This window comes from Microbacterium sp. VKM Ac-2870 (genome assembly GCF_015350795.1).
GTDB lineage: Bacteria > Actinomycetota > Actinomycetes > Actinomycetales > Microbacteriaceae > Microbacterium.
Window position 1 is genome coordinate 75,836 of sequence record NZ_JADKSH010000001.1, and the last position, 21,186, is coordinate 97,021.

The 21,186-nt window shown below is 69.4% G+C and carries 20 protein-coding genes and 1 tRNA gene; 11 read left to right on the forward strand and 10 right to left on the reverse strand.

Annotated features, from left to right (window positions below; genetic code table 11):
* From crtI to idi, 4 genes are read right to left on the reverse strand one after another with little or no spacing between them, the layout of a single operon-like run.
* Window positions 1-1,590 carry a phytoene desaturase family protein gene (gene crtI / locus ITJ43_RS00335; protein WP_194581109.1) on the reverse strand — a complete coding sequence of 530 codons (1,590 nt, stop codon included), beginning with the start codon at window positions 1,588-1,590 and terminating at the stop codon, window positions 1-3.
* On the reverse strand, window positions 1,587-2,453 hold the full coding sequence (locus ITJ43_RS00340) for a phytoene/squalene synthase family protein (RefSeq protein ID WP_194581110.1): 867 nt from the start codon (window positions 2,451-2,453) through the stop codon (window positions 1,587-1,589). Before ITJ43_RS00340 ends, crtI begins: the two co-directional genes overlap by 4 nt.
* A complete protein-coding gene (locus ITJ43_RS00345) occupies window positions 2,450-3,529 on the reverse strand; it encodes a polyprenyl synthetase family protein (RefSeq protein WP_194581111.1) in 1,080 nt (359 codons plus the stop codon). Before ITJ43_RS00345 ends, ITJ43_RS00340 begins: the two co-directional genes overlap by 4 nt.
* On the reverse strand, window positions 3,526-4,074 hold the full coding sequence (gene idi / locus ITJ43_RS00350) for an isopentenyl-diphosphate Delta-isomerase (RefSeq protein ID WP_194581112.1): 549 nt from the start codon (window positions 4,072-4,074) through the stop codon (window positions 3,526-3,528). Before idi ends, ITJ43_RS00345 begins: the two co-directional genes overlap by 4 nt.
* Before the next feature lie 195 nt (window positions 4,075-4,269).
* Between idi and ITJ43_RS00355 the strand changes: the two genes are divergently transcribed.
* Complete coding sequence (locus tag ITJ43_RS00355; RefSeq protein WP_228495262.1) at window positions 4,270-4,614, forward strand: MarR family winged helix-turn-helix transcriptional regulator; 345 nt, start codon at window positions 4,270-4,272, stop codon at window positions 4,612-4,614.
* Window positions 4,615-4,678: 64 nt separating this feature from the next.
* Here the strand turns inward: ITJ43_RS00355 and ITJ43_RS00360 are convergent.
* A tRNA-Met gene (locus ITJ43_RS00360) sits at window positions 4,679-4,752 on the reverse strand.
* 251 nt (window positions 4,753-5,003) lie between these two features.
* On the opposite strand from ITJ43_RS00360, the gene ITJ43_RS00365 reads away from it, so the two are divergent.
* Window positions 5,004-5,807 (forward strand): carbon-nitrogen hydrolase family protein, encoded by an 804-nt coding sequence (locus tag ITJ43_RS00365; RefSeq protein ID WP_194581113.1) that lies wholly within the window; start codon window positions 5,004-5,006, stop codon window positions 5,805-5,807.
* 20 nt (window positions 5,808-5,827) lie between these two features.
* Here ITJ43_RS00365 and ITJ43_RS00370 read toward each other — a convergent pair whose 3' ends face one another.
* Complete coding sequence (locus ITJ43_RS00370) at window positions 5,828-7,045, reverse strand: aminotransferase class I/II-fold pyridoxal phosphate-dependent enzyme (protein WP_194581114.1); 1,218 nt, start codon at window positions 7,043-7,045, stop codon at window positions 5,828-5,830.
* A 100-nt stretch (window positions 7,046-7,145) separates the two neighbouring features.
* Here ITJ43_RS00370 and ITJ43_RS00375 point away from each other — a divergent pair, with 100 nt between their 5' ends.
* Entirely contained in the window at window positions 7,146-8,690 is a 1,545-nt protein-coding gene (locus ITJ43_RS00375; RefSeq protein ID WP_194581115.1) for a S1C family serine protease, read from the forward strand.
* A gap of 78 nt (window positions 8,691-8,768) precedes the next feature.
* Here the strand turns inward: ITJ43_RS00375 and ITJ43_RS00380 are convergent, their stop codons facing one another.
* On the reverse strand, window positions 8,769-8,984 hold the full coding sequence (locus ITJ43_RS00380) for a hypothetical protein (RefSeq protein ID WP_194581116.1): 216 nt from the start codon (window positions 8,982-8,984) through the stop codon (window positions 8,769-8,771).
* A 38-nt stretch (window positions 8,985-9,022) separates the two neighbouring features.
* Window positions 9,023-9,961: a hypothetical protein gene (locus tag ITJ43_RS00385; RefSeq protein ID WP_194581117.1), complete on the reverse strand. Its 939-nt coding sequence runs from the start codon at window positions 9,959-9,961 to the stop codon at window positions 9,023-9,025.
* A 142-nt stretch (window positions 9,962-10,103) separates the two neighbouring features.
* Here ITJ43_RS00385 and ITJ43_RS00390 point away from each other — a divergent pair, with 142 nt between their 5' ends.
* Genes ITJ43_RS00390 through ITJ43_RS00400 form a run of 3 tightly spaced genes read left to right on the forward strand, consistent with a single transcriptional unit; the run spans window position 10,104 to window position 13,343 of the window.
* Window positions 10,104-11,486, forward strand: coding sequence for an ABC transporter ATP-binding protein (locus tag ITJ43_RS00390; RefSeq protein ID WP_194581118.1), 1,383 nt, complete (start codon window positions 10,104-10,106; stop codon window positions 11,484-11,486).
* Window positions 11,462-13,015 (forward strand): hypothetical protein, encoded by a 1,554-nt coding sequence (locus ITJ43_RS00395; protein WP_194581119.1) that lies wholly within the window; start codon window positions 11,462-11,464, stop codon window positions 13,013-13,015. Before ITJ43_RS00390 ends, ITJ43_RS00395 begins: the two co-directional genes overlap by 25 nt.
* Before the next feature lie 55 nt (window positions 13,016-13,070).
* Window positions 13,071-13,343, forward strand: a complete 273-nt coding sequence (locus ITJ43_RS00400) for a DUF3039 domain-containing protein (RefSeq protein ID WP_194581120.1) — start codon at window positions 13,071-13,073, stop codon at window positions 13,341-13,343.
* Window positions 13,344-13,352: 9 nt separating this feature from the next.
* On the opposite strand, the gene ITJ43_RS00405 is transcribed toward ITJ43_RS00400, so the two are convergent.
* Window positions 13,353-14,687: a nicotinate phosphoribosyltransferase gene (locus ITJ43_RS00405; protein WP_194581121.1), complete on the reverse strand. Its 1,335-nt coding sequence runs from the start codon at window positions 14,685-14,687 to the stop codon at window positions 13,353-13,355.
* Window positions 14,688-14,754: 67 nt separating this feature from the next.
* Here ITJ43_RS00405 and murI point away from each other — a divergent pair, with 67 nt between their 5' ends.
* The 5 genes from murI to ITJ43_RS00430 all read left to right on the forward strand — a co-directional run bounded on the left by murI (window position 14,755) and on the right by ITJ43_RS00430 (window position 18,783).
* Window positions 14,755-15,591 carry a glutamate racemase gene (gene murI / locus ITJ43_RS00410; RefSeq protein ID WP_194581122.1) on the forward strand — a complete coding sequence of 279 codons (837 nt, stop codon included), beginning with the start codon at window positions 14,755-14,757 and terminating at the stop codon, window positions 15,589-15,591.
* On the forward strand, window positions 15,588-16,325 hold the full coding sequence (gene rph, locus ITJ43_RS00415) for a ribonuclease PH (protein ID WP_194581123.1): 738 nt from the start codon (window positions 15,588-15,590) through the stop codon (window positions 16,323-16,325). The genes murI and rph overlap by 4 nt, the downstream gene beginning before the upstream one ends.
* Before the next feature lie 20 nt (window positions 16,326-16,345).
* Window positions 16,346-16,969, forward strand: coding sequence for an RdgB/HAM1 family non-canonical purine NTP pyrophosphatase (rdgB, locus tag ITJ43_RS00420; RefSeq protein ID WP_194582370.1), 624 nt, complete (start codon window positions 16,346-16,348; stop codon window positions 16,967-16,969).
* Window positions 16,970-17,034: 65 nt separating this feature from the next.
* On the forward strand, window positions 17,035-17,952 hold the full coding sequence (locus ITJ43_RS00425) for a cation diffusion facilitator family transporter (RefSeq protein WP_194581124.1): 918 nt from the start codon (window positions 17,035-17,037) through the stop codon (window positions 17,950-17,952).
* 39 nt (window positions 17,953-17,991) lie between these two features.
* Window positions 17,992-18,783 (forward strand): spermidine/putrescine ABC transporter permease, encoded by a 792-nt coding sequence (locus ITJ43_RS00430; RefSeq protein WP_228495264.1) that lies wholly within the window; start codon window positions 17,992-17,994, stop codon window positions 18,781-18,783.
* A 3-nt stretch (window positions 18,784-18,786) separates the two neighbouring features.
* On the opposite strand, the gene ITJ43_RS00435 is transcribed toward ITJ43_RS00430, so the two are convergent.
* On the reverse strand, window positions 18,787-21,186 hold the full coding sequence (locus tag ITJ43_RS00435) for an ATP-dependent DNA ligase (protein ID WP_194581126.1): 2,400 nt from the start codon (window positions 21,184-21,186) through the stop codon (window positions 18,787-18,789).

Here is a 21,186-nt window from a genome sequence, read left to right on the forward strand (position 1 = left end):
TCAGGAGTCGTCCGCGGCGAGGCGGCGACTCGCGCCGACACCGGAGGGCTCGGGCAATCGCGCAGCTCCCCGGTCGCCGCGGAGCCGTTTGACCACGAGCTCCGCGGAGATGAGGCACATCGGCAATCCGATGCCCGGAAGTACCGACGTTCCGGCGTAGAAGAGCCCCTTGACCTTGCGTGACGCATTGCGAGGCCGGAAGACGGCACTCTGGCCCAGCGTGTGTGCGAGCCCGAGGGCACCGCCGCGCCAGGCTCCGAGGTCGGCTTCGAAGTCGGCGGGCGCGATCGTCCGCCGCACGCGGATGCGGTCGGCAAGATCCGGGATACCGGCCCACGCGGAGATCTGCGCAATGACGCGGTCGGCGGCCTGCTCGATGGCGGCGGCGCCGGCGCCCTCTATGCCGCCGCGGCCGAGCGAAGGATCGGCGGGCATGGGGACGAGGACGAAGAGGTTCTCGCTGCCGGCGGGAGCAACCGATGCGTCGGTCGCGGACGGGCGGCAGATATACAGCGACGCAGGATCGGGGATTTTCGTCCGCGGCCCGAAGACGTCGCCGAAGTTCTGCTCCCAGTCGCGCGCGAACAGCAGCGTGTGGTGGGCCAGCTGCGGGAGTTCGCCGTCGACGCCGAGCAGAATCAGCAGCGCGCCGGGACCGGGGTTGCGCTTGCGCCACCACCGCTCGGGGTAGGTCTGCAGCGACGACGGCAGCATCGTCGTTTCGGTCTCGTGCAGGTCGGCGGACGACACCACGATGTCGGCTTCTCGGATCGTGCCGTCGGCGAGGCGGATGCCGATGGCACGTGCATCGTGCGTCAGGATCTCCGCCACGGGTGACGAGGTGTGGATCGTGGCTCCCTGTGCCCGCGCGACGCGGGCGACGGCGGCGATGACTTCGGTGAACCCGCCCTGCGGATACAGCACGCCTTCATCGAGGTCGAGGTGACTCATGAGGTGATACAGGCTCGGTGCGTCGAACGGGGACGATCCGAGGAACACCGCGGGATAGCCCAGAATCTGCCGGAGCACCGGATCGCGGAACCGGCGCGCCACGTGGGCGTGCAGCGAGCGCGTCAGTAGCGGTGCGAGTCGCGGCAACTGCCCGGCGACGGCGGGGTCGCGGAGGCCCTGCGTCGAGGCATAGGTGTCGTAGAGAAAACGCGACACCGCCAGGTCGTAGGCGTCTTTGGCGGAGTCGAGGTACTCATCGAGGCGGGCGCCCGCACCCGTTTCGCGGCTCTCGAAGAGGGCTCGTGCCTGCTCCCGGCCTGACACGACGTCGACCGCTTCGGCCGTCTCGCCCGGCTCGGGCTCCGGATATACGCGATAGGCAGGGGTGAGGGGAGCGAGGTCCAGCTCGGCGGTCGCCGAGGTGCCGCACAGGCGGAAGAAGTGATCGAACACCTCGGGCATGAGGTACCAGCTGGGGCCGGTATCGAAGCGGAATCCGTCGCTCTCCCACGAGCCGGCGCGCCCGCCGACCTCGTCGGCGGCTTCGTGCAGCTCGACGCTCCAGCCGTCACGGGCCAGCAGCGCCGCGGTGGCCAGACCCGAGATTCCGCCGCCGATGACGAGGGCCGTGCGGGTCATACGTTGCTCCGTTTCGGGGGACGTCCCGCGAGGGCGCGGGCCGCGATGGTGGCTTTGACCGGGGCGGGCACCGACACGCGGGCCGTCTCATCGTCGTCGCGCAGCCGCCGGGCGAGCTCCGCGAAGAGGCCATGGGCGGTGGTGACCGCGCGTCGGCAGTCGGTGGGGAGATCGGCGATGGCGACGGCGGCAGCGTCGAGGTCGGCGTCGATGCGGTCGAGGATGGCTGTGCGATCGTGGCGGCCGTCCTGCAGGCCGAGGTAGTCGCGCCCGAGCCGGCTCTCATCGTCGTTGCGGTCGCGGAGGAAGTTCACATCCTGGAATGCCGCTCCCAGACGCCGCGCTCCCTCGACGAGGGTGGGATCGGGCTCGATCGGGCTCGAGCGCCCGGCGTTGACGAAGACCTGCAGACACATCAGGCCGACGACTTCGGCCGAGCCGTAGACGTACTCGTCGTGTGACGCGTCGTCGTGCTGGGTGCGCGTGAGATCGGTGCGCATCGAGGCGAAGAAGGGGCGCACCAGGTCGTGCCCGATGCCGCACTCGCGGGCCGCGAGAGCGAACGCGTGCACGATGAGGTTGGTGCTGAAACCCCGCGCGACGGCGGACAGCGTCTCGGCTTCGAGTTCGTCGAGGAGCAGTCGCTGTGTGGCAGCGGGTAGTCCGGTTTGATCGGCGGCACCATCGACGACCTCATCGGCGATGCGCACGAGCGCGTAGATGCTCCGCACATGCGTGCGCACACGCGGGCCGAGCAGTCTGCAGGCCAGGGCGAACGAGGTCGAGTACGCCGAGATGACGGTCGCCGCCGCCTCTTGCGCGCACCGGTCGTAGAGCGAGCCTCCGTCGAGGGAATCGCTCACGGGATGCGTCTTTCGATCGTGCCTGCGACTTCGGCGAGCAGCGCGACGGCAGCTGCCGGAAGCAGGGGTGACGCCGCACGGGTGCGGGCTCGTCGCAGTCGGTCATCGATGAGGGCGACGAGGTCGTCACGCGCTCCGCTGGCCTCGAGTTCCTTCTGCGCGCGGCGCACGGCGATCGGCCCGGTGTGCGCGACGGCGAGGGCGGAACTGACGCGCGGCCACGCAGCGGTGTCGCGCGCGAGCGCGATGAGGGGAGTGCGCTTGGCTTCACGCAGATCCGCACCAGGAGCGCGTCCCGCCTGACTGCGGGAACCGAAGGTACCGATCAAGTCGTCGACGAGCTGGAACGCGAGGCCGAGGTCAGCGGCGGCCAGCGACAGCTGCGTGCGCGCCGCGTCGCTCGCGCCGGCCATGACAGCGCCGGCGAGCAGCGGCGCCTCGAACGAGTATGCGGCGGTCTTGTCGTGCGCGGCGTCGAGCAGGGCATCGGTGTCGGGATAGTCGGCGCGCGCCGCGTGCTCGACATCCGCCAGTTCGCCGACCGCGGAGACCAGGATGGCGTCGTCGATGATCTCGAACAATGCACGTCGTGTGGCGTGGTCGACGTCGGCGTCGGCGACCAGTCGACTCGCCTCGAAGAGCAGCAGATCGCCGGCGAGCACCGCAGCGGCGTCGCCCACGGTCGCCGATTGCTCGGGTGTTGCCCCGAACGCCTGGGCTCGCGTGCGGAAGCGCCCGCTCACATTCGGGATGCCGCGGCGCTCGAGGTCGCGATCGATGAGGTCGTCGTGCACGACGAAGGCGCTGTGGAGCAGCTCGAGGGCGGCGGCGATGTCCCAGATCGCGTCATGGTCGACCTCGGACGAGGCATCGGCATGGCCGACGAAGGCGCGGTAGGACGCCACCACGAGCGCTGGCCGCAGGCGCTTACCGTCGGAGGTTGCTGCCGTGGCGGCGGCCGCCAGGGCAATCGCTGCCTCGCCCAACCGCGCCGCGCGCTGTTCGAGACGCTGCAGCGACCTGTCGATCGCGGCATCCATTCGCGCGCGCGCTGCGTCGTCGAGCAATCCGATCATGAGGCCCTCCGCACGGTCGACTCTGCGAACACGCCCAGCTGTTCTGCCTGCAACACCAGCCACGGGCTGAAAGCCCAGGGGGTCGCCGCCAGCGAGACAGCGAGGTCGGCGGGGTCTACCCAGCGCGCCTCCGCAACCTCCGACGGGTTCAGCCGCGGTTCGTCGTCGACGATCGCCGTGTACACGGGGCAGATCTCGTGTTCGACGATGCCGCTGGCGTCGACCGCGCGGTACCGGAAAAGGGGCAGCGCCAGCTGGACGTCGCGCAGCACGAGCCCGAGCTCTTGCTCGGCGCGACGGTGGACGGCGTCGAGCACCGGCTCAGCGGGGCGGGGATGCCCGCAGAACGAGTTGCTCCACACACCCGGCCAGGTGCGCTTGTCGAGCGCGCGCCGGGTGACCAGCGTTTCTCCGCGGGCGTTGTACACGTGGCATGAGAATGCGAGATGGAGGGCAGTATCGGTGCCGTGCACACTGGCTTTCGGTGCGGTGCCGATCTCATCCCCGTTGTCGTCGAGCAAGACCACATATTCTGTCGGGGACACAATCTTCTCCTTATTGCTAGTTTAGCTAGCGATTTTAAGGGATACTACCTTTCGAGTGAGGGGGTGTCCAGCGTGACAGACCGATGGATCCCGACGACGGACCGTGACCAACTTGTGCGTGATGCCCTGGTCGCGGTGCGTTCCTTCAGCGATTCTATGGACCGTATGCACGGCGTGCTGCGTTCTGACATGGATATGAACGGTTCCGACCTGGCAGCGTTGCGGATGCTCATCGTCCGCGAGCAACGGGGGGAGTGGGTGTCGCCCCACGAGATCGCGAAGCACCTGGCGATCTCGACGGCATCGACGACGAAGCTGCTCGACCGTCTCACCGAACGAGGGCATATCGAGCGTCGCCCGCACCCCGCCGACCGGCGCGCCCGCATCGTCGTGCTCACTGACCGTGCGCGCAGCGAGTTCTACCGCCATCTCGGACACCGCATGACGAAGATGCGCGATGTGATGGACGGATACAGCGACGAGGAGCTGCGGTCGATCGCTCGGTTCCTCGATGACATGGAGGACGCGCTCATCGAGTAATCGTGCGAGGCAAAGTGAAAGGCTCCTGATCTGGGATAATCCCTGATCAGGAGCCTTTCTTCTGTTGCGGGGACAGGATTTGAACCTGCGACCTCTGGGTTATGAGCCCAGCGAGCTACCGAGCTGCTCCACCCCGCGGCACAAGGAATAGCCTAACACGGCTTCGGAGCACCGGCGAACAGCGCCGAACTCCCCGGGGCCTCGTGCGCGGCCGTCGACGACGCGCCGGGGCTCGCACCGTTGCCGCCGGACGGGCCGACGGGGGAGGATGGTGCGATGACCTCGGCATCCACTCACGCCCCGATGGTGCGGTGGTTCGTTGGGCCGCTCATCGTTCGGACGCCACGACGCTCGGCCTTCTTCGGTGCGCACGCGTACGGAGCACACGGATGACCGCGGATGCCGTGGGTATCGCGGTGGCGCAGTTCGCTCCCACCGCCGATGCCGCACACAACATCCGTGAGATCGAAGAGCTGACCGTACGGGCTGCGGCCCGAGGCGCGCGCGTGGTGCTCTTCCCGGAGTACGCGAGCTACTTCGTCGACCCGTTCGACGCGAGTCTGGCCGCACACGCGCAGGATCTGGACGGTCCCTTCGTCGAAGCGCTCACGGCGATCGCGGCGCGCAGCGGCGTCGTGGTCGTGGGCGGCCTCGTCGAGCGGGGCGCGGGCGACCGCGTACGCAACGCCGTGGTGGCGGTCGACGAGCGCGGCGTGGTAGCGGTGTACCGCAAACTCCACCTGTATGACGCGTTCGGCCAGCGCGAATCCGACTGGGTCGAACCGGGCGAGCTGAGCGCCCCCGAGACGTTCGAGGTGGACGGTCTGACCATCGCGTTGATGACGTGCTACGACCTGCGCTTCCCCGAGGTCGCGCGATTGTTGGCGGATGCCGGTGCGCACGTCGTGCTCGTTGCGGCGCAATGGGTGCGTGGTCCGCTCAAGGAGCACCACTGGCGGACGCTCCTGCACGCGCGCGCGATCGAGAACACGCTCTATGTGGCCGGCGCCGATCATCCGCCTCCGCTGGGGGTGGGAGCGTCCATCGTCGTCGACCCGCAGGGGGTCGAGGTCGCCGGTGTCGGAACGGCAACGGACGTCGCGGTGGCCTTTGCGGATGCCGGCACCGTCGAGCGGGTGCGTCGTGTCAATCCGGCGCTGTCGTTGCGGCGCTTCCGCGTCGTTCCGCGCTGATCGCCCAGGGGCCGGAAGACTCAGCGGGCGAGGCCAGCCAGTCCCGCCAGGCGGCCGGCCGCGTCGGCGATGACATCTTCCCGTTTGCACGCCGCGAAGCGCACGAGGGTGGCGTAGTCCGCGCGATGCGGCCTGCTCACGAAGGCGGTCAGCGGGATCGCCACGACACCCACGCGCTCCGGGAGCGCGCGACAGAAGTCGGCGGCATCCGTCCCCGGAGCCATCAGCGCTCGGGCATCCGCCACCGTGAAGTATGAACCTGCGGGTCGTGACACGGTGAAGCCGGCGGCTTCCAATCCGACGCCGAGCAGATCGCGCTTAGCGCGCAGCGCCGCCGCAACACCGCTGAAGAAGTCGTCGGGCAGCGCGAGGCCGGCCGCGATCGCGTGCTGGAACGGCGTGCCGTTCACATACGTCAAGAACTGCTTCACCGCGAGTACAGCGTCGACGAGGTCGGCCGGTCCCGATACCCATCCGATCTTCCAACCGGTTGTCGAGAAGGTCTTGCCGGCCGAGGAGATCGACAGCGTGCGTTCGTGCGCGCCGGCCAGTGTTGCGAGTGGTACGTGCGGTTCGCCGAAGACGAGGTGCTCGTACACCTCGTCGGTGACGACGATCGCGTCGTGGCGTTCGGCCAATCGAACGATCTCTTGACGCGTCGCGGCTGAGAAGACCGCGCCGGTCGGATTGTGCGGATCGTTGACCAGGATGATGCGGGTGTGATCGGTGACAGCGCGCGAGAGATCGTCGAGGTCGGGCTGGAAGTCGGGCCAGCGCAGCGGCACGGTGACCAGTCGCGCGCCCGCCAGTGCGACGCACGCCGCATACGAGTCGTAGTACGGCTCGAAGACGACGACTTCGTCGTCGGGGGAGTCGATCAGTGCGAGAAGAGTGGCGGCGAGCGCTTCGGTGGCACCGGCCGTGATCAGGATCTCGGTGTCCGGGTCGGGTGTCAGACCGTAGAACCGCTGCTGATGATCGGCGACCGCGTCACGCAGCGCCGCGACCCCGCGTCCGGGAGCGTACTGATTCGCTCCGGAGGAGATCGCGTCGCGAGCGGCGTCGAGCACAGCGGCCGGTCCGTCTTCGTCGGGAAAGCCCTGGCCGAGGTTGACCGCACCCGTGTGCGCGGCGAGCGCGCTCATCTCGGCGAAGATCGTCGGCGCGGCGGCGCCGGTGTCGGATAGCAGTCCCGCGCCCTGCGCGGTGCGGCGCCAGGCGCCCGGAATCTCTCGCATCGCGCTCAGGTTACATGCATAGGGTGGGTCGAGTGCGGCCATAAGCAACACACAGGATTGCGCGACATTCTGGTCAGGACCTGGGAAGAAGGAAGCACACATGAGCGAGAACATCCCCTCCAACACCGACCCGCAGGATGCTGCCGCGAAGGGCGACGACGCCACGCAGAGCCACGTCGCCCCGCAGGACGATGCCTCCGGCGCGACCGCCTCGTACGAGCGTCCGCCCATGCCGGCGCAGTCGGCGACCTACGCGGCTCAGGCCCCTGCGGCGCCGTCTGGCTACGCAGCCCACGCTCCGTACACGGCTCCGACGGCGCCTGTGCACGGAACGCACGCCCCGGCGTACGGTGCACCGGCGTACGGCTCCGCACCCTACGGCGCGCATCCCACCGCGCCTTACGCCACAGCAGCGGCGGCATCGGCGGAGCCGGCGGCACCGTCCGCCAAGGTCGGCGCCGGAAAGATCGTGGGCATCATGGTCGCGGCTGCTCTCGTCGGCGGCGCCGCGGGCATCGGCGGCGCCGCGGCTGGGGCGTCGCTGTTTCCGCAGTCGCAGACCGTCGTCAATGGCGCACCGTCGACGGTCACGGTCAACAACACCGCATCGGTGAACCAGACCACGGCGATCGCCGCAAAGGTGCTGCCGAGCGTCGTGACGATCTCGGCGACGGCGGGCTCCTCGGGCGGCACCGGATCCGGTGTCGTGCTGAGCGCCGACGGGTACGTCGTCACGAACACCCACGTGGTCACCCTCGACGGCCAGACCGGCGATGCGAAGCTCTCGGTGACGACCTCCGATGGCAAGGTCTACGCGGCGACCATCGTGGGCACCGACCCGACCTATGACCTCGCCGTGATCAAGCTCACGGATGCGTCCGGGCTCACCCCGATCGAGTTCGGCGACTCGTCGAAGCTGAACGTCGGCGACCAGACGGTCGCGATCGGAGCGCCGCTCGGCCTTTCGAACACCGTCACCACCGGCATCGTCAGCGCGCTGAACCGCTCCATCCAGATCGCCTCGTCGGCGGCGCCCGAAGGTGACTCTGCGGAGCAGACTCCGCAGCAGGGCGACAACGGCTCGCCGTTCCAGTTCGACTTCGGGCAGGGTCAGCAGCAGCAGTCGACGCCGAAGAGTTCGATCTCCATCGCCGTCATCCAGACGGATGCTGCCATCAACCCGGGCAACTCGGGTGGCGCGCTCGTGGACGGACAGGGCAAGCTCATCGGCATCAACGTCGCCATCGCTTCGGCGGGCGGCTCGAGCTCGAGCGGTCAGTCCGGCTCGATCGGCGTCGGCTTCTCGATCGAGTCGAACATCGTGCAGCGCGTGACCGATGAGCTCATCAAGAACGGCAAGGCCACGCACGGTCTGCTCGGCGCGGGTGTCCGCGACGCCGCCAGCCAGGACGGCGCGACGGTCGCTGGCGCCTACATCGCCGACGTCACTTCGGGCGGTGCGGCTGCCGGAGCCGGGCTGAAGAAGGGCGACGTCGTGACGTCGTTCAATGGATTCCCCGTCACCAACGCGACCGACCTCACCGCTCAGGTGCGGGCTCTCGCGGCCGGCTCGAAGGCGACTATCGTCTACCAGCGCGGCGGCAAGTCGGCCAGCGCCGAGGTCACACTGGGTCAGCTTCAGTAATACGCAGACGGCATCCGTCTCACGAACGCCACTTCGCCTTTCGGTGGGGTGGCGTTCGTCGCGTCTGCGGGCGGAGCCTCAGCGCGGCGTGCCGTCCGTCGTGTCGTTGTCGCCGGACTGCTCGTCGAGGAAGACCTCGACGGGCACCGAGATCGCGACACCTGCAGCGCCCAGGATGCCGAGATCGTCGACCGGAGGCGGCAGGACCTCCGCAGGCCCGCGCGCGTCGAGGGGTTCGGACGGCAGCCCGCCCCACTCGGACGGTTCTTCAGGACGGCTCTGGAAGATACCCATGTCCCCATTGTGCGGGGCAGGGCGAACGCTGGGGTGGATCAGTCCGGCTCGGCGGTGGCTTCGATGTCGCGTTGCTGCTCTCGCTTGCGCGGGGCCCGCGAGCCGATGGCGCCGGCGACCGACCCGAGCGCGCCCGCTGCCTTCCGCCCACCGGCGCCCACGGCACCGCCTGCACGTCGCACGACAGCCAATGCCGAGCTCTCCACGCGTTCGGCGCCCGGACGCGGCTCGAGCTCGGTCGGGTAGACCGAGGGGGGCACCCCGAAAGCGCGCCGTGAGCCGATGATGACGCGGCGGCCGAGCAGGTGGTTGCCGGTTCCGCCGATGGCCGCCCCGATCCCGAACGGCAGCGCTTTGCCGATCACCGAGGCGCTGCCCTTCGTGGCGAATTGGCGGATGAACGAGCTTTTGAGCCGGTCCACGAGCGGGCCGACTGCGGCGCGCGGCAATGACCGGGTGATGAGTTCACCCCAGTAGCCCGACCTGTCGGTTCCCGTGCCGGCAACCTGACGACCGAGTTGGGCGACCAGGTCGACTCCCTCTTGTCCGAGCATCAATGTCAGCACGAGCGCTCGCGCGCGATCGGGGTTCTCCACGCGAATGCCGTGCAGCTCTGCGAGTGACTGGGCGAACAGCGCCGTGGCTTCGAGGAACCCGACCGTTTCCACTCCCGACAGCGCGAGGGTCACGCCGGTGCCGATGCCCGGAACGACCGCCGTCGCCCCCACGGCCGCGCCGCCCGTCGTCACCGCGGCCAGATAGCGTCGCTCGAGCATCCGCACGATCTCTGCAGTGGTGGCGTGAGGGTGGCGCAACCGGATGCTCCGCAGATGGGCGATGACGGCGGGGCGCTGCACCTGCAGAACGCGGTCGAGCGCGCGCACGGTGCGCGGGTGCTCGGGCGACCCCTCCGGGGGGAGCCCGCCGTCCCAGGGCGCGTCATCGGAGAGCGAATGGATGCGGTGGATCTTGGCCATGTCGGCACGATCCTATGGACGACCCCTGGGCGGGGGCTGAACGGCGCGGTATGACATCCGCGCCGGAAGATCGGCTCGAAAGAGGCGTGCTCTCTGTGGACGACTCGCGGCAATCGTCGGACCGGCTTGCTAGGTTTGACGGGTGAGCGCCCCCCAGCCGATCCCCCAGGACGACGACGGCGTGCACGCCCTCCCGCCGCTTCCACCGGTCGCGGCTGCAGAAGCTGCTGCGCAGCTGGATCGCCAGCCCGCGGACGCCGATGAACCTGCGGCGGAAGGCGCTGCGCCGCCTTCGAAGCCGCCGCGCCCCCGTCGGCCGCCGGCCAAGCGTCCGGCACAGCCGCGCAAGCCGAAATCGACGGTTCCGCCCCGCCCGAAGATCGCGCCGGAGCTGGCTGCTGCCCGGTTCGAGGCTGCCGCCGTAGATTCCGGGCAGGTCCCGCCGGACGCCGGCATCGACGCGGACGCGGCGACCGTGGGATCGGAACCGGTCGCCGCTGCGCCGGAGCCCGAGCCGGTCGTATCCGCGAAGCAGGTTGTCGAGCCCGAGCTGGAGCCGGAACCGGAGGTCGTCGAGCCGGAGCCGGAGATTGTCGAGCCCGAACCCGTCAATGTCGGATCCGAGGTCGCGCAGACCGAACCGGAGCCCGACGTCATTGACGCCGAGCACGAGTCCGACCTCGCACTCCTGATGGTCGATGATGCCGACGACGAACGAGAATCCCGCCCCGCGGAGGCTATCGGTGAGTCCGATATCTCGTCGAGCCCGCCCGCGGTGCGCCTGCGGGCCGTGACGAAGACATTCGGGTCGACGGTGGCGGTCGACGCCATCGACCTGCGGATCGAGGCGGGGACGTTCTACGGAATCGTGGGTCCGAACGGCGCGGGCAAGACGACGACGCTGTCCATGATCGCGGGGCTCCTGCGCCCCGACCGCGGCGATATCGAGATCGCGGGCGTCGACCTCGCCGCCGATCCACGACGTGCCAAGCAGCAGATGGGGATCCTGCCCGATCGACTTCGCACCTTCGACCGGCTGACCGGCCGGCAGCTGCTGCACTATTACGGTGTGCTGCGGGGGTTGCGCTCCTCGGTCGTCGAAAGCCGAAGCGCGGAGTTGGCCCGTGCGTTCGATCTCACCGATGCGCTGTCGCGTCCGGTCTCCGACTACTCCGCCGGCATGACGAAGAAGATCATGCTCGCCGGCGCGATGATCCACTCTCCCCGTGTGCTCGTGCTCGATGAACCCTTCGAATCGGTCGACCCCGTTTCCTCCGCCGTGGTGCTCGACATCCTGTCGGCGTATGTGTCCCACGGCGGCACGGTCGTGCTCTCCAGCCACGGCATGGAGCTCGTCGAAAGGGTGTGCTCGGGGCTTGCTGTCATCGTCGGCGGCCGAGTGCTCGCCGAGGGCACCGTCGACGAGGTGCGCGGTGGTCTCACGCTCGAAGAGCGTTTCATCCAACTGTCCGGCGGCATCAGCGATGCGGAGGGCCTGGAGTGGTTGCACACGTTCTCCGACTGAGGCTCGACCTGCTCGTCGGGGCGCTGCGCGGCGAACGCCGTCAACGTGTGCGCACCATCTTCGGGTTCGTTCTCGTCGCTCTCGCCGTGGGCGCTGTGTGCGCTGCGACCGCCCGGTTGGGCTCTTCGTCGGAAGGGGCCGCTTTCGCGGTGACGATCGTGGCCACGTCCGCCCTCACACTGGGGTTCTTCGTCACGGCCCTCGTGGGTGGCATCGACGATCAGCTCGATCCGCGGCGATTCGCTGTGCTCGGAGCATCTCCTCGTGAAACGGCGTGGGTGACCTTGTTGGCCAGCACCATCAGCGTCCCGGTGCTGGCACTCGTGGTGGTCGCCGTCGCGCTCGGTGCCTTGTGGGCGCGACACGGCACGCCCGTCGGACTGATCGTGCTGTCCTCGATCGTCGGCGTCCTCACCTGCATGCTGCTGGCGAAGATCGCGCTGGCCATCGGCGGCATCCTGCACGACCGTCGGTCTCGGGAGCTCACCGGCATCTTCCTCATCGCCGTGATCGTCGTGGTGGTGCCGGTGGTGGTCTTCCTCGCGTCGCTCGAGTGGACCGACGGTGTGCCGTCGGCGCTCGCCGAAGCAGTGGACGTCCTCGCCCTGACGCCTCTGGGAGCGGCGTGGGCGATCCCCGGTCGGGCGGTGGAAGGGAACCTCGCCGGCTCCCTCGCCGTCGCGCTGGCCTCGGTGGCGGTGCTCGCCGCGGCGTGGGTGTGGCTTGTCCGCCGCCTGATGACGACGACCGATCGCCCGGGCTCCGCGCGCGAGCGTCGAGGGCTGGGGTGGTTCGATCTCACGGGTGGCACACCCGCCGGAGGAGTGGCCGCGCGCAGCCTCGTCTACTGGCTCCGCGACCCGCGATACCTGGTCAACATGATCATCGTGCCCATCGCCGCGGCGGTCACCGTCGCCCCGCTCGTGCTCGTCGGCGTGCCGTTGTCTTTCGCGATTCTGATCCCCGCGCCGCTCATTGCGCTCTTCCTCGGGTGGATGCCGCACAACGATCTCGCCTACGACTCGACGGCGCTGTGGATGCATATCGCGGCGGCCGTGCGCGGTGCCGCCGATCGGGCGGGACGCCTCGTACCGATCGCGCTGGTCGGCGTGGTCGTGCTTGCCGTGGCCATACCCGTGACGATCTCGGTCCACGGCCGGTGGGCGATTCTGCCGGCCATGATCGGCGTGTGCGCCAGCCTGTTCCTGAGCGCACTGGGCCTGTCATCGCTCGCCTCCGTGGTGGCGCCCTACGCGGTATCCCGCCCGGGAGACAGCCCCTTCCAGCAGCCGCAACGCACCGGAGGCGGGCTCTCGCAGGGAGTCGTCATGGTCGGCGCCCTGGTCCTCAGCATCCCTGCGTTGTGGTGGGCATGGCTCGCCCTCACGGTCGATGATCAGTGGGCCTGGACTGCGCTGTGGGGCGGGGTCGGCATCGGCGTGGTGGTTCTGCTGGGCGGGATCTTCGGCGGGGGAGCGGTGTTCGATCGCACCGGCGCGCGGCTGATGGAGTTCGCCGAGTCGACCTGATCGGCTGTGCATGAACGCGGCCCCGGTGGGCGCGGCGCCGATAGAATCGGTCACCATGAGCCCCCTCGATAGCCCCGACGCACCCGGCGACGGCGGAGTCGCCACTCTCGACCGCGAGCTCGAGGAGCTCCTGCGCGAAGAGAACGTCGAGCCCGGTGATCACGAGCGCTTCTCCCACTACGTGAAGAAGGAGAAGATCCTCGAATCGGCGCTCACAGGAAAGCCCGTGCGGGCGCTCTGCGGCAAGAAGTGGACGCCCGGACGCGACCCGGAGAAGTTCCCGGTCTGCCCGACGTGCAAAGAGATCTACGAATCGTTGATGACCTGACCGCGGAACTCAGGCGTCGATGTAGACGGTCGGCAGCGCGGGATCAGATCGGCTGAGGGCAAGAGCTGCCACAGGTAGCTCTTCGCGCGCGACCGCGTGGTGAGCCCGCGCCAGCGCGACGCCGGTCGGGCCTTCGAAGTTCGTGTCGGTGTCACCGTGGTCGACGAAGGTCACCTGCAGTGCCCGCGCATCCGGGTGGTCGAGCTCGGTCTGCACGGCCTCGAAGCCGTCAGAGACGGCGATGAGCTCGCTCGTGGCCGTACCCCGGTCGAGGGTGCGGAACGCCGCCTTCCGGCCACCCTTTGAGGCCTTGTCGAGCGATGCCTTCGCGACCGAGACCCAGCCGCCCTCGGCATCCTGTCTCGCGACGAGCTTGTAGACCATTCCTGCCGTGGGGGCTCCCGATCCGGTGACGACCGACGTTCCCACGCCGTAGGCGTCGACGGGCGAGGCCGCGAGAGCCGCGATCGCGAACTCGTCGAGATCGCTCGTCACGGTGATCCGGGTCGCCGTGGCGCCGAGCGCGTCGAGCTGGGCGCGTACCTCGGCGGCGACCGTCGGCAGGTCTCCGGAGTCGATGCGCACGCCGCCGAGGCCCGTGCCGGCCACCCGGATGGCTGTTTCGACGCCGCGGCGGATGTCGTAAGTGTCGATGAGAAGTGTCGTGTCGACGCCCAGGGCGGCGACCTGGCTGCGGAAGGCCTGCTCCTCGGTGTCGTGCAGCAGGGTCCACGCATGAGCGGCCGTTCCCATCGTCGGGATGCCCCACTCACGCCCGGCCTCGAGGTTGCTGGTGGCGCCGAAGCCGGTGATGTAGGCGGCGCGGGCGGCGGCGACGGCAGACTGCTCGGCGGCGCGGCGCGATCCCATCTCGGCGAGCGGGCGATCGCCGGCAGCGATGCTCATGCGTGCGGCGGCGTTGGCGATGGCGGAGTCGTGGTTGAGGATGCTGAGCGCAAGGGTCTCCAGCACGACGGCCTCGGCGAACGAGCCCTCGACGGTGAGGATGGGGGATCCCGGAAAGTAGATCTCGCCCTCGAGGTAGCCACGGATCGTCCCGCCGAAGCGGTAGTTTTCCAGGAATCGCAGCGTCTCGTCCGCGACGACACGATTGTCGCGGAGGTAACGCAGCTCGTCGTCGCCGAACCGGAATGCGCGCAGCTGTTGCAGCAGGCGGCCCGTGCCCGCCACGACACCGAAGCGGCGGGCGCCGGGAAGGCGGCGACCGAACAGCTCGAAAACGCAGCGGCGGGCCGCCGTGCCGTCGCGGAGGGCGGCGTCGATCATCGTGAGCTCGTACCGGTCGGTCAGCAGGGCGGACGACGGGGCCTCGGCGCGGGTCATGCCGTCACTCTAGCGACGGTGCCTGATGAGCGACGCGCGCTCGAAGCGGCGGGTAGGGTGGGGGATCGTGAATGACGCGCCGATCGGGATCTTCGACTCGGGGGTCGGCGGGCTCACGGTGGCTCGCGCCGTGTCGCAGCTGCTGCCCCGAGAATCCGTGCTCTACATCGGCGACACGGCCCACTCGCCGTACGGTCCGAAGCCCATCGCCGACGTCCGCCGCTACAGCCTCGAGGTTCTGGACACGCTCGTCGACCAGGGCGTGAAGATGCTCGTGATCGCCTGCAACACGGCATCCGCCGCCATGCTCCGCGATGCGCGTGAGCGCTACGACGTGCCCGTCGTCGAGGTGATCGGACCGGCCGTGCGTACGGCGATCTCGACGACCCGCAACCGCCGCATCGGCGTGATCGGTACCCTCGGCACCATCGGCTCGGGGGTCTACCAGGACATGCTCGGCGTCAACGAAGACCTCTCCGTCTTCGCGCAGGCATGTCCCCGTTTCGTGGAGTTCGTCGAAGCGGGCATCACCGGCTCGGCGGACGTGCTGCGTGTGGCCGAGGAGTACCTGGCTCCGCTGCGTCATGCCGGCGTCGACACTCTCGTGCTCGGATGCACGCACTATCCGTTCCTCGAGGGCGCGATCAGCTACGTCATGGGCCCCGAGGTCTCGCTCGTCTCCAGTGACTCGGAGACCGCGAAGGACGTCTACCGCCAGCTCGTGTCGCGCGATCTGCTCGCCGGCCCGGATGCCGTCGCCACCCATGTCTACGAAGCCACCGGCGACTCCGCCGAAGACTTCCTCCGTCTCGCCGACCGCCTGATGGGGCGCGGTGTCTCCAGCGTGCGCCTCGTTCAGACCGGCGTCATCGATCTCCCGCAGCCCGGAAAGGCCCCCGCATGACCGAGAACACCACCCGCGCCGACGGGCGCACCGTCGACCAGCTTCGCCCCGTGACGATCGAACGCGGGTGGAGCGCGCACGCCGAGGGGTCGGCGCTGATTTCCTTCGGCGGTACGAAGGTGCTCTGCACCGCATCGTTCACCGGCGGCGTGCCGCGGTGGCTCACCGGCAAGGGCAAGGGCTGGGTCACGGCGGAGTACGCGATGCTGCCGCGGGCCACGAACTCCCGCAACGATCGTGAAGCGGTCAGGGGCAAGATCGGCGGCCGCACGCACGAGATCTCGCGCCTCATCGGCCGGGCGTTGCGTGCCGTGGTCGACACCAAGGCGCTCGGCGAGAACACGATCGTCATCGACTGCGACGTGCTGCAGGCCGACGGCGGCACCCGTACCGCCGCGATCACGGGAGCCTACGTCGCACTGGCCGACGCGATCGAGTGGGGTCGGGCCAAGGGTCTCGTCGCCAAGAATGCGAAGGTGCTGCTCGATTCGGTCTCAGCCGTGTCGGTCGGCATCATCGACGGCGAGCCGATGCTCGACCTTGCCTACGTCGAGGACGTGCGCGCCGAGACCGACATGAATGTCGTCGTCACCGGGCGCGGACTATTCGTCGAGGTGCAGGGCACCGCCGAGGGTGCACCGTTCGACAAGCGTGAACTCGATGCGTTGCTCGAGCTCGGTGTCGCCGGGTGCGCCGACCTGCGCGATGCGCAGACCGAGGTACTCGCGTCGTGAGCGCGGTCCCGAACTCCTCCATGGCGGTCGGCGGCGCACGTCGCGTCGTTCTCGCGACCCACAATCCGCACAAGGTGGAGGAGTTCGGCGCGATCGTCGCGAGGGTGCGACCCGATCTCGAAGTCGTCGGCTACGACGGTCCCGAACCCGTCGAGGACGGGGTGACCTTCGCGGCCAACGCGCTGATCAAGGCTCGCGCGGCTGCTGCCCACACGGGCTTGCCCGCGCTGGCCGACGATTCGGGCGTGTGCGTGGATGTGCTCGGCGGTTCACCGGGGGTGTTCTCCGCGTATTGGGCCGGACACCGCAAAGACGCGCGCGCCAACCTCGAGCTGCTGCTCGACCAGCTCTCCGACGTCTCCGATCCGCACCGCACCGCGCAGTTCGTCTCAACGATCGCCCTGGTGGTGCCCGGTCCCGACGGTTCGGTACTTCGCGAGGAGACCGTCGAAGGGGTGTGGCCGGGTCGGCTTGCCACCGCGCCGTCGGGCGAGGGTGGTTTCGGCTACGACCCGATCTTCTTGCCCGACGACCAGGGTGGACGTTCGGCAGCCGACCTGTCGGCCGAGGAGAAGAACGCGGCGTCGCATCGGGCGCGTGCCTTCGTCGCGCTCGCGCCGTTGCTGAGCGCCCTGGAGCGATAACCGCTTTCATTCCCGACTAGGCGCAAACCGCCGTGCGGGGTGGGTCGGCGTCATAGCCTCGTCATATGCACGATCACGCACCGACAGGCATCCGGGAGTCGAGCAACCGCCGTCTGCTGACGATCTCACTCTGCCTGACCGCCACCGTCATGCTCGTGCAAATCGTCGGGGCGGCGCTCACCGGGTCGCTTGCGCTGCTCGCCGATGCGGCGCACATGTTCACCGACTCGTCGGCGCTCGTGATCGCCCTGATCGCCTCGACGGTCGCGGGACGCCCCGCGGACGACCGCAATACGTACGGATACCAGCGCGCCGAGGTGTTCGGCGCGCTGATCAACGCGGTCATCCTCATCGCCCTCATGGTGTGGATCGCGATCGAGGCCGTGCAGCGCCTCATGAACCCTGCCGAAGCGGAGGTCGCGGGCGGGCTCATGCTGGTGGTCGCGGCGGTCGGCCTCATCGCCAACGCGGTGTCCATGTATCTGTTGAGCGCCGCGCAGAAGCGCAGCATCAACGTGCGCGGCGCGTACATCGAGGTGCTGGGCGATCTGATCGGCTCCGCCTTGGTCATCGTCGCCGCCGTCATCATCTGGACGACCGGATGGATGCCGGCGGACGCCCTTGCCTCGCTGCTCATCGCCGTCATGATCCTGCCCCGCGCGATCGGGTTGTTCCGCGAGGTCTTCTCCGTTCTGGGCGAGCGGGCGCCGAGGGGAACCGCGGTCGCGGAGATCCGCGACCACATCCTCGGCGAGACGGGTGTCGTCGATGTGCACGACGTGCACGTGTGGCAGCTCACCCGCGGCGCGCCGGTGTTCACGGCCCACGTCGTCGTCGCCGATGACGTCCTCGCCGGCCGTGAGGGCGGTTCGGCGTCGCTGCTGTCTCGCCTGCAGACGTGCCTCTCGCGTCACTTCGACGTCGAACACTCCACCTTCCAGTTCGAACCGGCCGGCCACCGCGAGCACGACGCCCACGTGTAGGTCCGCAGCGGTCGACTCGGCTATGCGACGATGCTGAGCATGGACGACAGATCCGGTGACGAGCTCAGCGCGCTGCGGCGCCGCGCATACGGACCGCATGCCGACATCGCCGGCGATGCCACGGCGCTGGATCGGCTGCGTGACCTCGAGAACCAGGCGCGGGCCTCTAGGAGCGCAACGACATCCACCGTCGAGGACGCGCCGTCACAGTCGGCCGGGGATCCTCGACCGCCGGAGCAGCAGGTGACCGCCGTCGCTGGCGTCGACTCTCCGACGGCTCTCGCACAGGAGCCGGAGAACGAGCCGTCATCTCGTTCGCTGACACCTCCCCGGATCGGCCGCGCTCTGCTGATCGGGTGGGCGGCATCCATCGTCGTCGTGGCCGTCGTCGTGGGTGCCCTGGTGTTCGGGCTCGCCTCGATGCGTCCGGTCGTCACGGATGCGGGCGCGAGGCAGGTCGCCGCGTTGCAGACGCCGGCCACGGGGGTGAAGACGGGTGAATCGATGGCGTTCTTCGCGCAGGCGATCGGTCTGTATCGTTACGCCGGCCTCATCGTCGCGGTGTTCGACAGGGGTGTGATGGATCCCGATCAGACATGTCTCGTCGTGGGCCCAGAAGCGAGCGTGGCCGGTGACGGGGAAATTCGATTCGCCAGCGGCTGCACTGCGGGTACGTTTCGCGCCACAGCGACGGTAACGGTCTCGCACAAGAGTCCCGCCGAGTTGCGCGACGCGTTTGCCGACGGCACGGCGCTGCAGTTCATCTGGGACGGCACCGCTGTCGCGGTCTTCGCCGCCGATCCTCCGGCGCCCACGAACGCCCCGGCCTGACCCTCAGTCCTCTCGACGTACGTCCGCGGGCTCGACGTCGGGTCGCAGCCCGCGCCAGCGAGCATGCCGGAGCGTGCCTCCCGGCGTGAACTCCGCGTACTCGACCTCGCCGACCAGCTCGGGTCGCAGCCAGAGGGCGTCGGCGGCGTCGGCGGCAGGCACGCCGATGAACGGGTTCGTCTCCGTGCGCAGCGGATCGAGAAGGGCAGCGAGTCGGGCACGTTCACGCTCGCTGAACCCGGAACCCACTCGACCGACGTAGCGAAGACCGTCTTCATTCGGGATGCCGAGCAGCAGGGAGCCGATACCGCCGCGCCGCTCGCCCCTGCCCGGTCGGATGCCGCCGATCACGACGGCCTGCATCGCGGTGAGCTTCACTTTGAGCCACTGCTCGGAGCGTGCGCCCCGGCGATAGGGCGAACCCGGATCCTTCACGACCACGCCTTCGAGACGGAGGTCGGCGGCGGCCGCGAGGGCGTCGAGGATGTCGTCGGCCACCGGCGGGACGGCGAGCACCGGCGCGGCGTCTGCGGCCAGCGCCTCCAGCGCTTCGCGTCGCTCGCGGAGCGGCCGGGTCGTGAGGTCGTCGTCGCCCCGACGCAGGACGTCGAACATGAAGTAGCTGATCGGCGTGCGCTCGGCCTCTCGGGCGATCTCGTGCGGTGACGTCAGGTGCATGCGCGATTGCAGCCGGCTGAAGCTGGGGCGACCCGCGGCATCCAAGGCCACGATCTCACCATCGAGCACCGCCGGTGTCGGTCCGAGACCGATGTCACCGGTCGTGAGCTCGGGGTAGCGGTCGGTGATATCGGTGCCGCTGCGGGCGCGCAGCCGCAGGCGCGTTCCGTCCCACACGCCGATGGCACGGATGCCGTCCCACTTGAACTCGACCCACGGCACATCACCCCAGCGTCGCCCGGCTGCCTGGGCGAGGGCCGGGGTTGTGGAGACGGCGAGCATCGGCGCGTCCGCCCCGGACGGCGCGCGCGACGGGGCGCGGTGGCCGGCGCGCGCGGCGCGCACCGGCGGGGTCGCGGCATCCTTCGTGCGGTGCAGTAGCCACTGCGATTTCTCGCCCGCGCCCGAGGTGCGGATGAGCGCGATCCGCACCTGTCCGAGCGGGCCGTCGGGGCGGCCGGTGAGCGTCGCGATCACCTCGTCGTCGCGCCACTTCTCGACGGCGAGCGTGCCGGTGTCCCAGACCGTCATCGTGCCCGCACCGTACTCGCCGGCCGGAATCGTGCCCGAAAAGGCGAGGTACTCGAGCGGATGCGGTTCGGTCATGACAGCGAGATGGTTGCGATCGGGCGATGACGGGATGCCGCGCGGCACCGCCCAGCTGACGAGCACCCCCTCCCGCTCCAACCGCAGGTCGTAGTGCAGCCGCGACGCGTGGTGCTCCTGAATCACGAACCGCCGTGGCTCGGTCGATTCGCTCCGGCTCGCGGACGCGAGGGGGAGCGCGGGAGGGAAAGGCTCGGGGGTGGCACTGGGGGTGCGTTTGGAGATGTAGAGGGCGAGCGGGTCGGCCGTCAGCGGGGCGAGCGGCGCGAGGAGGTCGCCGTCGGCGGCGACACGGTGCAGCACCTCGTCGAGGAGGAGGTGGCGCAGGTCGGGATCGTCGAGTTCCGCCCACGTGCGCGGGGCCGCGACGGTCGGACGCGATCGCCCCCGCAGCGAGTACGGGGCGATCGTGGTCTTGGCGGCGTTGTTCTGACTCCAGTCGACGAAAACCTTGCCGGGACGGGCCGCCTTGCTCATGGCGCTGACCACGAGATCGGGGTCGTCCGCCTCGAGTGCCCGCGCAAGCTCGCGCGCGAAGGCGGAGATGTCGTCGCTCGTGCGCGTGGCGTCGAGCGGCGCGTACAGGTGGATGCCCTTCGACCCGCTGGTCACCGGCAACGGGTCTATGCCCATGCCCGACAGGATGCCGCGGGCCCGCCGGGCCACCTCCGCGCACTCGGCCAACCCCACCCCCGGCCCGGGATCGAGGTCGAGGACGAGCCGGTCGGGGACGCCGCGGCCTCCGCCGTCGAAACACCACTGGGGAGTGTGCAGTTCGAGGCTTGCGACCTGCGCGAGGTACACGAGCCCGGCAACACTGTCGATGAGGGGGTAGTCCTTGGCGCCGCCCGAGTGGTCGATCGCGTGCCGCGGCATCCACTCGGGTGCGCCGGCTTCGAGATCCTTCGCGAAGAAGGGCGGCTCTCCCGTGCCCTCGGGCCAGCGCAGGCGCGTCACCGGGCGGCCGGCCAGATGCGGCAGCATCACGGGGGCGATGCGCGAGTAGTAGTCGATGACCTCGGCCTTGGTGGTGCCGGTGTCGGGGTAGAGCACCTTGTCGAGGTTGCTCAGTCGCAGGCGGCGACCGTCGACCTCGACCACCTGCGCTGCCTGTGCCAT